Genomic DNA, 13,729 nt, shown 5'->3' with positions numbered 1-13,729 from the left:
GTAATAATAATAATAAATACCGATATATCCGGGTTCAATGACATTTGAAACAATCGTATCGCCAGCGGGGTAGTACATCATTAATCCGTAGGCATAGGAATACCTTGGCTGATAGATTTTGTTGAATTTGAATTTGGTACCTCCGTTGTAATACATCATGACCCCGTAGTAATAGAAATTGTCAATAATATTTTTTTCGTATGTATTGTTAAAGTAAGTTTTTGCTGAAGTAGAGCTTCCCGAATTGTACCAATAAATGCCGTAATAACCTCCGGTGATACGGTTGTTATAGATGTAGTTGTTGAACCCGATGGAACCGGCTGTAGTTGAGCCATCGCTGGCTGAACCCCTGAGGCCAATCATGTAGGATGAGGTTCCTGCATATACAGAAATAAGATTGTTTGAAATCACGTTGTTATTGGCATTATTTCCAAGTGTTATTCCGACAGAATAGGTAGTCCCTGTGTTTTCTATGGTAAAACCGTCAAAAGTAACATAGTCAGCACCATTAAGATAAATGGTGGAATAGGCTGAACTTGTTCCTGCATAAGTGATTTTACAGGTTGAGATTCCGGAACCAAGGAATTTGATCTGATTATTTTTACTGGTGCCAATAATTTCAGGTATTTCTATTCTTTCATTATAAGTACCCGGGCTGACAAGAAATGTTACAGGACCGGAGATGCCGCAGGATTTTAATGCGCCCACTGCTGAGGCAAAATTACTGAAATCGGCTCCGCTTCCGCCTATGGTAAAGGTTCCGCTTATACCAGTGCATATAGTCTTTTTAATCGTATCATTTGCGGGCTTGTTATCAGGGGTAGAGTCATTTGCATTGGCTACCCAGACTTTAATATTATATGTTCCTTGGTTGGGCAGGTTACAGGGGGTGCTGAATTTATACTGATAGGTTTTATTGATCAGGATGGGAGAGGCAGGATAATGATTGGTAACAACCACAGGTGAATTGTTGTCAACCTGATAAGCAATGTCAAACCAACGGATGGTGTCGGTTCTGTTGTTTCTGACTGTGGTATAAATGGTATTATTGCCTTGTTTAAACACGACCGGAGAATCAATGCTGATCACTTCAAGGTCAAATCCGGCAACTATAGCCAGCTGATAAACAATAGCCCCGCACCATTGACGCAGTCCAAGGGCGGAAGTACTTCCGGGTAATAAACAATACCCGACATTACTGCCAACATTGATATAGGCATTTGCGTCCTGAAAAAACTGCGGAGAACCGCTACTTACATATTTTGGGTAACCTTCTATATATAGCCCGTAAACTTTTCCTGCAGGAATTTCAATGGGATTGGTCAGGGAAAATTCTGTCGGGCTGGTGGTTTGGCTAACACTGACACTGACGTTTTGATGGAGTATCCAGCCATTAGCAGTCGAAATATTGGGAACTCCATTAATGCTGTCTTTTTTATACCATACTTTGATGGATAAGGTGCCAGTTGAAGAAAAAGTACTTTTTAACTTTGTTATCAGAATTGCACTTTTTGCACCCACATTGAAACATAATCCATAGGTGTTTGAGGTTGTTGTATTGGGTGAATAAGGTGGAGAGGTTGAGAGGGTGTAGGTGGTCTGTGCATAGACGAAAGAAGATACCATCAGCATGCTTATCAGAACAAGCATACGAATATTGACGTGTTTTCCTTTAAAATTTCTCATAGTTTTGTTTTATTTATGTTAAATGACTTACAAAAAGTTTATAAACTTAAGACAGGCAAATATAAAGAAAATATTTGTTTGTGTAGCAAAAGAGAAATTTTTTTTGAATTATTTTTTCAGGTTCAGAAAGCGGATATATTGTTCAAGAATTATCCTGAACCAAACGGTGAATTTTTCCGGTTTTTCACTGACATCTTTAAGGAGTTGATTGATTTCAATCCATTTAAAATCAGCCACTTCTGATGGCTCTGGTTTGGGGTCGTGGTTATAATACCCTGTAAAAACATGGTCGAGTTCATGTTCAATAAGTCCGTCTCCGACCCCGGCATGATAGATAAACTCAAATTGTTTTTCGATCTCGCAGCTGAAGCCCATCTCTTCCACTAACCTTGACTTTGCCGAAAATCTGACGTCTTCCCCTGCCTGAGGATGACTGCAGCAGGTGTTTGTCCATAAGCCGGGTGAATGATATTTGCTGAGAGCCCTTTGCTGCAGAAGGAGTTCGTTGCTTTCATTAAAGATGAATACAGAAAATGCACGGTGAAGGATTCCTTTCCGGTGGGCTTCCATTTTATCCATGATGCCCACTTCACGGTCATTTTTGTCAACCAAAACTACTTTGTCTCTCAATTTTCAAAAATTAAAGCATATTCATGGTATGGCGAAGATAGGAAGAAAAAAGTATCACGTATTTACGGGCATTATTTATTCTGATTCTTTCTTCCATGATATGACGTGCATGTGTCTTCTTGATTTTCTTAAATAGCTGATAATAATATACATAGGCAAGATAAACCCCTATCCTTGATTTTGCGGGCAATTTTCTGATCCCCTCATATCCATCACGAAAGTCTTTTTCTATGTCGTTCTCAATTGAACTTTTGGCTGTCTCATTAAAGTATTCATAATTGATATCAGGGAAATAACTTCTTCCCATATTCTTGTAATCGGCCTGAATATCCCTGAGGAAGTTTATTTTCTGGAAGGCAGAACCTAATTTCATGGCTGAGTATTTTAACTCATCGTATTTTTTTTCGTCTCCGTAAACAAAAACCTTCAGACACATCAATCCGACAACCTCTGCCGATCCAAGAATATACTGTTCGTAAAGTTTTTGGTTGTATTGTTTTTTGTCCAGATCCATTTCCATGCTTCTCAAAAAAGTGCTTATCAGCTGGTGATCAATCTGATATTCATTCACAACCTGCTGAAAACTATTCAGAACCGGATTTAAGCTAATCCCTTTCTCAATGGCCTCCCATGTATCGGCAGTGAATTTTTCAAGTAATTCAACTTTATTGAAATCATGAAAACTATCAACAATCTCATCTGCCAGCCTGACAAAGCCATAGATAGCATAAATAGGACCTCTGAGTTTTGGGTCTAATAGCCTGATACCGAGTGTAAAAGAGGTGGAATAAGCACGCGTAATCGATTTGCTGATCTGGTAAGAAAGTTTATCGTAAATTTCTTTCATGATTTTATCTTTTTAAATGATTTTTAATCAGGTAATCGCTGACCACCTGCCCCGAAATGATGGTTGGGGGAACACCCGGCCCCGGGGTAGTCAGTTGCCCTGTGTACAACAAATTGGGTAATTTTTTATTTCTGATAGAAGGTTTCAGAAAGGCTGTCTGCATTAGCGTATTTCCAAGCCCGTAGGCATTTCCTTTAAAGGCATGGTAGTCTTTTTCAAAATCGTTATGTGCATATATTTTTTTAAATACGACATGATCCCTGATATTCTGGCCGGTCAGTCGTTCCAGTTCATTTAATATCAACTGATAGTATTTGTTTCTTGTTTCTTCGGTATCTTTCAGTCCGGAGGCTACCGGAATTAACACCATCAGGTTTTCCATGCCTTCGGGAGCGGTGGAAGGATCTGTCAAGGAAGTACAGGATGTGTAGAGCAATGGTTTTTCAGGCCATTCAGGATGTTCAAAGATGGCATTGGCGTGCTGTTCAAATGATTCATGGAAAAACAGGGTGTGGTGTCTGAACTGTTGGAGTTTTTTGTTGATGCCCAGATAAAAGATGAGGGAAGAAGGAGACATTTCCCTGCTTTCCCAATATTTTTCCGAATACTTCCTGTATGGTGCGGGTAACAGCTTCTGTTCCACAAACCGGTAGTCGGCACTTGCAATCAGAAAGTCTGTCATGAATTTTTCACCATTGATAACAATTGCTTCAATTCTGTTTTTATTTATCTGTATTTCAGTAACTTCCGAATTAAAATGAAAGATAACCCCCAGCGATTCTGCAAGCTGATACATGGCTTCAACCACCTGATACATTCCACCTTTGGGGTACCAGGTTCCCAGCTCAAAATCACTGTAGTTCATCAGGCTGTAAAGAGCAGGGGTACGTTTTGGTGTAGCCCCGAGAAAAATTACCGGAAACTGAAGCAGAGGATAAATCCTTGGATCTCTGAAATTTTCTTTTACGTAACGATCCATTGTTTTAAACAGGTCGAGACGGAATAAATCTTTCAGGTATCTGAGTTTCAGAAATTCAGTAAATGACAGGGCGGGTTTATATACCAGATCATTGACCCCGGCCTGATATTTATATTCTGCCTGCTGAAGGTATTTATCGAGTTTCTCCCCGCTTCCTTTTTCAATGCTTTCAAAAAGCTGTATGATGTTTTCCCTGCCGGAGGGAACATCCAGATAATCATCTTTTCCGTAAAAAACCCGGTAGGCCGGATCGAGACGCTCAAGGGTATAAAAATCTTCTGTCTTTTTTCCAAAACGATTGAAAAATCTTTCAAAAACATCGGGCATCCAGTACCAGCTTGGCCCCATATCAAAGGTAAATCCGTTTTCTGAAAACTTTCTGGCTCTGCCTCCGGGAATATTGTGTTTTTCAAATACATGAACCTCAAACCCTTCCTGCGCAAGCACACTTGCACTTGAAAGTCCTGAGAATCCTGCTCCGATAATGCTGACTTTTTGTTTCATTTCTGATTTTGCAAATGAAACAAACGAGAGGAAATTTTGTTCAGAATAAATGCAAAAGTTTAATCCCGAAGGCTTATAGTCCCGCGAATATTGTAGAACTTATAAAAACTGAATGACGGATCGGATTCAAATCCTTCGCTTTTGATGATTTCATCTTTTGTTTTGACGGTAACAAATTTTTTTGAGTACACTTTGTCAGTCTGCTCCTCCCAAATCAGTTCGGATGTTCGCAGAGTATCGCCTTTCAGATTGACAACCACCACACTGTCTTGTAAAATAACCACTTTTTCCCTGAGTTTTCTGGTGCCTTTTTTTGCAAATAAATAAGCATTGGGATGGAGATTGTTGTCATAAAAAACCACTTCAATGCCATTTGGCAGCAAAAGACGAGGGTCTTCTTTTGTGAAAACATTCATTTTAGGAGCATTCATCTTCGCTTTCACCCTTGCCGAATCACTGAAAATGAATTCAATGTCAAATCCGGTTTCATCAGGGGCGTTTTTTTCTGCTGTAAGTTCATTCACTTCGCTTAAGTCGCTTTTTTTGCAGGAAAACAACAGGAAAACCAGAAAAAGAAGCGAAAATATCCTGTACATTATCAGTTATTTACTGAATAAAGCGTGCAATAGTGGAAACGCCAATCCAGCAGCCAACATAGTAAGAATCACCTTCCCTGACGGGTGGGTCCTGATAGAATGCGTCTTCTTTGGTCGGAAACATGGCCGAATAGCGGCTGATATATTCTGATGCCTCGGTGCTTCCTTTCGAGCGAGCAATAACAAACTGATCAACAGCTGCCCAAAGTGCGGCTTTTTGTTCAAAAGAGGTGTTTCCACAGTTTTTATAACTCGAGGCATATAAATGGCCAATAAACAAATAGGGATCAGGGCTTTCGGGAAGAGCTGAGGAGGCTTTCTGTGCCCAGCTTCTGGCCTGCGGGAAATTGTTGCTCCTTTTGTAGGCTTCTGCTACTGCCAGCGCATATTTTGCCTTGATTGTATTTTCATTTTCAAGGGAATAGGCTTTGTCAAAATAATTGATAGCCTTGGTATAATCATTTTTTCCAAGGTAATAGATCCCTAAACTGTATGCAGATTTTGCTACCGGTTCCATCCTGAAAATCTGTTCGCTGATCTGGATATAGGTGGTGTTGTCGGTACAGCTGCGGGCTTCCATAATAGATTGGAAACGTTTAAGAACGGATAAATTTTCCTTATTGGCATTGAAGAGATTGGCAAAGTTCGTTACCAGCATATCACATTTCAGAGCATCCTTCACTACATCCAGAACATTGTTCTGAACTGCATCCCATCCTTCTGCGCCATTATTTAAATTAAACTGAACAATATCGTTGACTTTGATAAAATTATCCATCATCACCTGATCGGTTATTTTTTTATCCTTTAACATATAGACAGAGGTGGCCATAAAATAATAAGGAACCGTTTTGGCTGATTTATTCCCTTCAATTTCAATCGATTTCATCAGAAATTGATAGGCTTTTTCGTAATCAGATGGCCTGAACTTGAATAAGTCTGATCCCTTTCTCCCCAATACATATCCTTCTTCTCCGAAATATTTGATACGCTGGTCGTAGATAAGCATCAGGGTGTCAATCAGCTGATTCTTCCGGTCAGCATTTTTTTCTTTCTGGATAAAGTCGGTTGCCATGGTTGCTCCATTCACATAAAGGCCTTTATTGAAAGAAGGTGCATTGATAAACAGATATTTCCAGTGTGGCCAGGCATCCGTATAGGCATTTTGCTTGAAATATTCAATGTAAAGTGAATATTCTTCAAGGTTTTTAATGCTGTCTTTGTTATCGGTCAGGGGAGCTGCCGGAACTGACTCTTCACTGATGATTTCCTGTACAAGGGTTTCGGTTCTGATTTCCGTCATTTCTTCATTTACGGGAGAAACAACAGGTTTTGTTTTTGCCTGACATCCGTAAAAATAGCCTGTGGAAAGGCCGAGAAATAACGCAGTAGTGAACAATGTTTTTGTTTTCATGTTATTCGTATTTTGCTTTTATAAACCAATTGTCATTAAACCTGAATCCTACGTTTATGAGAAAATAGTATTCACGGATAATGTCTTCATATAATCTTCCCGTTTTACCAGCCTCAATCGCCACATCAATAAATGAACTTGTTTTCCTGATGGGAAAACCGGCTCCTATTGTCAGTGCTGCCTTATTTAAATTTTCAGATTGCATGGGCGTATGATCAAGATTTACAGGAACATTCAGGTAGGTTAAGGCATATTTAATGCCAGCACGGTAAGTTACCCGCCTGAAATAGTTAAGGTCTTCATTATTGGGTGTATATTCGCCTCCGAGTGAGAATTCATGCTGATCAGCAAGATTTTGTGTAATCCCCGGAAAAGAAAAGGATGACCATTTTTCAAACTTGTAGTCAATACCTGCAAAAAGCCTGTTATTGAGTAAAACCGAAAGGCCTGCACCATATTTCAACGGTATAGAAAAATTACCGCTTATCTGATTGGTCATCAGTATGGTATCTTTAAAAGTGATTTTGGAATCTTCGTTCAGAAAACTTGTTACTACCTCATCATTGGAAATGTTGAATTTTACGGAAGGGCTGAAATACCCTCCGGCAAAAAGAAAGTTGTTTTCATTCAGTTTGAATTTTCCATGCAAGCCAAAATCAAAACCAATATTGCCAAAAAAGCTGTTTTTCTCAGAAATAAAACCCAGCAAGGCCAGTTCATCATCGAAAAGCATGGAATGATAGACATGGGTATTGCCAAAAATATAATTCAGGTTCACCCCTGCATAAATATCCCTGAAAAGTTTAACTGAGCTTCCCAGATATGCTTTTGAAAAGCCTCCGGTAAGTTCAAATTTTTCTGTAAAGTCAAGGGTGTCGTGCCCTCCTGCAATAGAAAATACTGATTTATAACCGGTTCTGCTGAGGGGCTGCAGGCCGAAAGAAGCATTCCATTTGAGCTTTTTGGAGATTGGGAAACCCAACCCGAAATGAGCGAAGCTGAACAGATTCGACCACGAGTGAATGGTGTCCTGACTCAGGTTAAAAATTTTCCCTCTGACAGACATGGAAAAATTGGTGTAATTCAGGAGGGAATAAGTGGCAGGATTGACCGGAGAATATGAAAATTCATTTCCTCCCGAAACGGAAATCCCGGCCATTCCGGCATTTCTTGCTGTTGCCTGATCTTCAGGTATTCCTATACCGTAAAAGGAGTATGGATGTTTAAACGTTTGTGCCTGTAGTATCAGACAGGAGCATGCCAGAAAAAAAATCAGCGATAGTCTTGCTTTAAGCATTAAATAAAAGTATTTTATAAAGGCATTTTAAAAGAAAAAAATTGTCTGCAATAATCGGGCTTTTTAAATATTTTGACAAATAGGCACTGTCTCCTCCTGTTAAAATTATTTTAACTTTACCATAGTGTTTTTTATAATCGCTGATGACCGAATTTATTTCAGCCACCATTCCGTACTGAACACCCGACAATATTGATTCTTCAGTGCTTTGGCCTGTCAGTCTGAAATAATCTTCCTGAAACCTGATCAATGGCAAGCGGGCTGTAAAACTATTCAGACTTTTAAATCTCATCATCAGGCCGGGATGGATGCTCCCGCCCTGATATTCACTGTTTTGGCTCACAAAATCGAAGGTCAGGCAGGTGCCGGCATCTACAATAAGGATATTTCTGCCCTGGAACATCATGGCCGCCCCTGCAGCCATTGCCAATCGGTCTTTTCCAAGGGTTTCAGGCGTTTTATACAGATTTTTCAAGGGAATGCTTGTATTTTTACCGAAATGAATAAGCTTGTGGCTTACTTTTAACAGGTATTCATCCAGTTCAGGATGATCACCGATAACTGAGGAAATAATGGCCGACTGATAAGTTTTTCCTTTTGCAGTCAGCATGGGAACATTGAAGTCTTTCAGTGGCGATTTTGCCAGAGAAATCATTTTTTTTCCTTTGAATTCAGCAGTTTTGATAAAAGTGTTGCCAATATCTATGACGAGGTGCATGCTTAAAATTTTCAACAATATTACGAAAAATCAACCAGCGGCTAAACAAAACAGATATAATCCCTTATTTTTGACAGCAAAATTATCCTTTGTTTTAGTATAAAAAAAACTGTTTTGTGAAAAAAACAAAAAATATCAGGCGAAGAAGAGGTTCTTTCTTATCTCCTTTTGTCAGTATTACGCTTGTTTTATTTCTGATCGGGCTTTTAGGCATACTGGTCTTATATGCCGACCAGCTTAAAACATATCTGAAAGAAAATCTGCAGGTCAATATCATATTTACTGAAGATGCACGTAACGCTGATATTATCAGAATGCAAAAAACCCTTGATAATGAATATTATGTAAAAAAGACAGAATTTATTTCGAAAGAAAAGGCCAGAGAAATTATGCTGTCGGAGCTGGGTGAAGATGCTGAAGCTGTTTTGGGATTTAATCCGTTCCCGGCTTCTCTTGATGTTTATTTTCATGCTTTTTATGCCCAGGTGGATAGTGTGGAAGCTTTTAAAACTCAATTCGAAAAAATGCCTTTTGTCAAAGAAATTGCCTATCAGAAAGTCATTCTTGAAAATATTGACAGAAATGTCAGGGTAGGAGGTATGATTATTCTGGGTTTTATGATTCTGTTTTTATTAATAGCTATTGTATTGATTAACAATACGATCAGGCTTACCTTATATAGTCAGCGATTTCTGATAAAGACACAGCAACTGGTAGGGGCTACCATGTCTTTTATCACCAAACCCTACATCATGAGAGCAGTTAAATTCGGAATTATCGGAAGTATTACAGCCATCATTCTGCTGGTCGCTGTTGTCTATTTTATAACGGTTAGATTTAATATTGACTGGAGTCTTGATGTTACAACCAATATTTTACTTGGCCTGTTACTGATTGTATTTGGGGTTATCATTACCTTTGTAAGCAGTTATTTCAGCGTCAAAAAATATCTGCGCATGAAATTGGACGATCTTTATTAAACATGAATCAATGAAAGAGAAAAAAGTTCAGCAAAACCAGAAAGGGAAAAAGCCGGCTCCTGTAAAACCACAGCCGGTAAGACAAAAAGGTATTTTTGCAGGCGAATCCCTGCCTTTCAGCAAAATAAACTACATCTTGATGCTAATTGGTTTTGGTATTACGGTTTTGGGCTACATTTTAATGACAGGGACTCAGAATATCATGAGTTTCAGAAAAACAGGGCTTTCAGTTATTGTCATCATGATTGGATTTGCCATTGTAGCATTTGCCATCATGTACAAACCAGGCAGGAAAACGGAACATGACAACGGTTGAAAGTATCATTATTGCCGTTGTTGAAGGCATTACCGAGTTTCTTCCCATCAGCTCCACCGGCCACATGATTATCACCCAGGCGCTTCTCGGGGTCGAAGCCAACGATTTTACCAAGGCTTTTCTGGTCAATATTCAGTTCGGGGCAATTTTGTCCGTGCTGGTGCTTTACTGGAAACGTTTTTTTAAATCTCTCGGATTTTATTACAAGCTGGCTATTGCCTGCCTGCCGCTTATTCTTGCTTTTCTTCTTGAAAAACTTATCGATCAGATGCTTGAAAGCGTGTTGATTGTTTCCGTTTCTCTTCTTGCCGGTGGTGTGGTACTGTTGTTTGTGGACAAATGGTTTAAGAATTCCACTTCTGATATTGAAAAAATGTCCTTTAAAAATGCTTTTATCATCGGACTTATCCAAATCATTTCTGTCATCCCCGGTGTCTCTCGTTCTGCAGCTACCATCATTGGTGGAATGAGCCAGAAACTCGACAGAAAAAGTGCCGCTGAATTTTCTTTTTTCCTTGCCGTACCCACCATGTTGCTGGCTTCAGCATATAAACTGCTTAAAAACTATGAACTGCTCGATGCCTCCAATATCAATACTCTCCTGATAGGTAATCTGGTGGCTTTTGTGGTGGCAATGCTTGCCATCAAAGGCTTTATTACTTTCCTGACGCGGTATGGATTTAAACTATTTGGCTGGTATCGTATTATCCTCGGAGGAGCCCTGCTGATTTTATTGCTCATGGGGGTTGAACTCAAGGTCGTCTGATGATGATTGATATAGATGCTTCACCTGAAATCATTGATTTTGAAAACGGAGAAGTTATCCTGTTTGATAAACCACTCAAATGGTCATCTTTTGATGTCATCAGGCAGATTAAATCAATTGTTCCGATAAAAAAAATCGGGCATGCCGGCACACTTGACCCTTTGGCAGAAGGTTTACTGATTTTGTGTACCGGGAAAAAAACCAGAAGCATTCAAGAATATCAGAACCTCCCGAAAGTATATACCGGTACTTTACAATTGGGTGTAGAGTCACCTTCCTATGATCTTGAAACGCCAGTTACGGGAAATTATCCGATTGACCACATTGACGATCAGTTAATCAGAGAAACTGTTGCAAAATTTACCGGAGAAATTATTCAGCAACCTCCTGTATTTTCAGCCATAAAATTAAAAGGAAAGCGGGCTTATCAGCTGGCGAAAAAAGGGAAAAATCCTGTTTTGGAGGGAAGGAGGGTAAACATTTACGATTTTCAGGTCAATGCATTTGAAGGCAATCAGCTTACTTTTACGGTAAAATGCAGCAAAGGAACTTATATCCGTTCTCTGGTTCATGATTTCGGGAAAAGCCTTGGAAGTGCGGCAGTGCTCACCTGGCTCCAAAGAACGCAGATCGGTGATTTTCATATTAAAAAAGCTGTTAATTTTGCGTCTTTTAAAAATATTGTCTCTGGTGCTAAACAGGTGATTCTTTAATGAGAGTTTTTACAGACATTTACAACCTGAAATATGAAATTCACAAGCCGGTGGTTACCATTGGCACATTTGACGGCCTTCATCTCGGGCACCAAAAGGTGTTGGAAAAACTGAAATCAGTATCAGACGAGAAAAACTGCCGGAATCTTGTCATTACCTTCTGGCCTCATCCCCGAAGGGTTCTCAGCCCGCCTGACGATATGCCAAAACTGCTGTCCACACTTGAAAATAAAATATATCTTTTTGAAAATATTGGTATTGACAATCTTCTTGTTTTACCTTTTACTGTGGAATTTTCGCAGCAGAATTATCTGGAATTTATTGAAGATCTGCTGATTAAAAAAATTGATGTCAGCGCAGTAGTTTCCGGCTATGACCATCGTTTTGGCAAAGACAGACAGGGCTCTTATCAGCTTTTAAACCAACAGCATAAACAATACAATATCGAGGTTTTTGAAGTAGAGCCTTTTATTCTCGATGGCATTGCAGTCAGCAGTACAAAAATCCGCAGGTTTCTTATTGAAGGTGATATTGAAAGAGCCAATAAAATGCTGGGCTACCATTACTTTATGGATGGCAAGGTAATAAAAGGTATGAATATCGGATCAAAACTTGATTTTCCCACTGCCAATATTGATTTTGAGCAGGATGTTCAGCAAATGCCCAAAGACGGGGTTTATCTGGTTAAGGTTGAAATCGATAATGAGGAGTTTTTCGGCATGCTTAATTCAGGTGAAAATCCTACCATTCATGGGAAAGGGCGTTCGGTCGAGGTTAATATTTTTGATTTTTCGAAAAATGTTTATGGTAAAAACATCACGGTATATTTTCTGGAAAGGCTGAGAGATGAACTTAAATTCAACAACCTCAATGAGTTGCGGCAACAGATGAATGCCGACAGGGAAATATCCTTACAAAAAATTTCACAGTATCTGAAAAATTGAGTACGCATTTAGAAACCGGCAGGAAAGGAGAAGAAGAAGCTGTAAAATTTTTGGTAAAAAAGGGTTATCAGATTTTACACCGTAACTGGACGTACGATAAAGATGAAATTGATATTGTTGCTAAATTAAATGAACTCTATGTGTTCGTGGAAGTAAAATCACGGACAGGCACCATGCACGGTTTTCCCGAAGAAGCAGTGGACAGGTCGAAAAAAATCAGACTCCTCAGGGCAATTGACGCATATCTTGAAGAATACCAAATAGATAACGAGATCAGAATTGATATTGTTTCAGTTATTTTTGACGGACAGAAAACCATTGTCTCTCATTTTGAAGATGCTGTGGAGTGGATGGACGACAGCGAATGGACATGATTTTTAAAAATATACAGGCATAAATCGGGCTAATGATGTATTTTTGAAGCCCTTTTAGAAAACTGACTAATGTAAATTAATATGAAAAGCGATTCAAAAAATAAGATACTTGTCCCCGTTGATTTTCAGGAGCAATCGATGGTTGCTCTCGAACATACCCTTAACTTATTCCGCCTCTTTGATGCTGAAATAGTGATATTATTTGTGGTGGAACAGTCGGGCAGTCTGTTGAACTTTGTCAGGCCTCACGATGATTATCAGGAAATAAGGGAAAAGGCACTGGAAAAACTCGAAAATATTAAGGCAGAATCGACAAAAGTATCCAATGCCACCATCTCAGTCATGGTAACGAAAGGAAAAGTTTACCGTTCCATCCTTGAAACGGCTGATGAAATCGGGGCAAGGCTGATTGTAATGGGAACCAACGGAACATCGGGCATTACGAAAAAATTTATTGGCAGCAATACCCTTGCAGTGATCAAGGAATCAAAAATTCCGGTGATTACCGTTAAAGGACTTGAACAGAAAATTTCTTACAGAAATATTGTTCTTCCCCTCGATCTTACCAAAGAAACCAAAGAAAAAGTAGCTTATGCCATTCAGTTTGCCAGATATTTCAAGTCTAAAATTCATATTGTTTCTGTTCTGAATGTCAACATTAAGGAAAAAGAAAGCCTGATTTATCAGAAGATGATGGAGGCCAAAACGAAAATCATAGCGGAAAAAATTGATTGCACTACGGAGCTGGTAAAGGATGAAACAGGGGATATTGCCAGAATAGTCATTGAATATGCTGCCAGACTGAAAGCCGGACTGATCATGATCATGACCCAGCAGGAACTCGATATAACTGAATATTTTATTGGTTCTCATGCACTTGAAATCATCAGGGAATCAGATATTCCGGTGATGAGTATTGTCCCTTCAGGAAAATCTCTGACCACCCTCGATGTTTTATTCGATCC

General features: G+C 39.2%; 15 protein-coding genes. 7 read left to right on the top strand and 8 right to left on the bottom strand.

All coding sequences use genetic code 11. The annotated features are described in order from the left end of the window. From GX437_02070 to GX437_02035, 8 genes are all read right to left on the bottom strand, one after another. Nucleotides 1-1,686 (bottom strand): hypothetical protein (locus GX437_02070; protein ID NLJ06435.1); only part of this gene is annotated, 1,686 nt, incomplete at its 3' end. 108 nt (nucleotides 1,687-1,794) lie between these two features. Then, nucleotides 1,795-2,316: an isopentenyl-diphosphate Delta-isomerase gene (idi, locus tag GX437_02065; GenBank protein ID NLJ06434.1), complete on the bottom strand. Its 522-nt coding sequence runs from the start codon at nucleotides 2,314-2,316 to the stop codon at nucleotides 1,795-1,797. 10 nt (nucleotides 2,317-2,326) lie between these two features. Next, complete coding sequence (locus tag GX437_02060; protein ID NLJ06433.1) at nucleotides 2,327-3,163, bottom strand: phytoene/squalene synthase family protein; 837 nt, start codon at nucleotides 3,161-3,163, stop codon at nucleotides 2,327-2,329. A gap of 4 nt (nucleotides 3,164-3,167) precedes the next feature. Continuing rightward, entirely contained in the window at nucleotides 3,168-4,646 is a 1,479-nt protein-coding gene (gene crtI / locus GX437_02055; GenBank protein ID NLJ06432.1) for a phytoene desaturase, read from the bottom strand. Between the two features lie 59 nt (nucleotides 4,647-4,705). After that, complete coding sequence (lptC, locus tag GX437_02050) at nucleotides 4,706-5,242, bottom strand: LPS export ABC transporter periplasmic protein LptC (GenBank protein ID NLJ06431.1); 537 nt, start codon at nucleotides 5,240-5,242, stop codon at nucleotides 4,706-4,708. Between the two features lie 10 nt (nucleotides 5,243-5,252). Continuing rightward, nucleotides 5,253-6,656 carry a tetratricopeptide repeat protein gene (locus tag GX437_02045; GenBank protein ID NLJ06430.1) on the bottom strand — a complete coding sequence of 468 codons (1,404 nt, stop codon included), beginning with the start codon at nucleotides 6,654-6,656 and terminating at the stop codon, nucleotides 5,253-5,255. 1 nt (nucleotide 6,657) lies between these two features. Continuing rightward, the gene (locus tag GX437_02040) at nucleotides 6,658-7,953 is read right to left on the bottom strand and encodes a hypothetical protein (protein ID NLJ06429.1); all 1,296 of its coding nucleotides are present in this window, start codon (nucleotides 7,951-7,953) and stop codon (nucleotides 6,658-6,660) included. Further along, on the bottom strand, nucleotides 7,946-8,671 hold the full coding sequence (locus GX437_02035; protein NLJ06428.1) for a type III pantothenate kinase: 726 nt from the start codon (nucleotides 8,669-8,671) through the stop codon (nucleotides 7,946-7,948). The genes GX437_02040 and GX437_02035 overlap by 8 nt, the downstream gene beginning before the upstream one ends. Nucleotides 8,672-8,787: 116 nt before the next feature. Here GX437_02035 and GX437_02030 point away from each other — a divergent pair, with 116 nt between their 5' ends. The 7 genes from GX437_02030 to GX437_02000 all read left to right on the top strand — a co-directional run. Further along, nucleotides 8,788-9,651, top strand: coding sequence for a cell division protein FtsX (locus tag GX437_02030; protein NLJ06427.1), 864 nt, complete (start codon nucleotides 8,788-8,790; stop codon nucleotides 9,649-9,651). 10 nt (nucleotides 9,652-9,661) lie between these two features. Continuing rightward, nucleotides 9,662-9,967: a DUF3098 domain-containing protein gene (locus GX437_02025; GenBank protein NLJ06426.1), complete on the top strand. Its 306-nt coding sequence runs from the start codon at nucleotides 9,662-9,664 to the stop codon at nucleotides 9,965-9,967. Further along, nucleotides 9,954-10,733, top strand: a complete 780-nt coding sequence (locus GX437_02020; GenBank protein ID NLJ06425.1) for an undecaprenyl-diphosphate phosphatase — start codon at nucleotides 9,954-9,956, stop codon at nucleotides 10,731-10,733. Before GX437_02025 ends, GX437_02020 begins: the two co-directional genes overlap by 14 nt. A gap of 2 nt (nucleotides 10,734-10,735) precedes the next feature. Beyond that, complete coding sequence (gene truB, locus GX437_02015) at nucleotides 10,736-11,446, top strand: tRNA pseudouridine(55) synthase TruB (GenBank protein NLJ06424.1); 711 nt, start codon at nucleotides 10,736-10,738, stop codon at nucleotides 11,444-11,446. Continuing rightward, nucleotides 11,446-12,390 carry a bifunctional riboflavin kinase/FAD synthetase gene (locus GX437_02010; GenBank protein NLJ06423.1) on the top strand — a complete coding sequence of 315 codons (945 nt, stop codon included), beginning with the start codon at nucleotides 11,446-11,448 and terminating at the stop codon, nucleotides 12,388-12,390. Before truB ends, GX437_02010 begins: the two co-directional genes overlap by 1 nt. Continuing rightward, on the top strand, nucleotides 12,387-12,764 hold the full coding sequence (locus tag GX437_02005; GenBank protein ID NLJ06422.1) for a YraN family protein: 378 nt from the start codon (nucleotides 12,387-12,389) through the stop codon (nucleotides 12,762-12,764). The genes GX437_02010 and GX437_02005 overlap by 4 nt, the downstream gene beginning before the upstream one ends. Before the next feature lie 81 nt (nucleotides 12,765-12,845). After that, nucleotides 12,846-13,729, top strand: an 884-nt coding sequence (locus GX437_02000) for a universal stress protein (protein NLJ06421.1), incomplete at its 3' end; no start/stop codon positions are given.

The organism is Sphingobacteriales bacterium (genome assembly GCA_012517435.1).
GTDB lineage: Bacteria > Bacteroidota > Bacteroidia > CAILMK01 > JAAYUY01 > JAAYUY01.
Note: the sequence above shows the minus strand (reverse complement) of the source record. Positions and strands in the feature narration are given on the sequence as shown.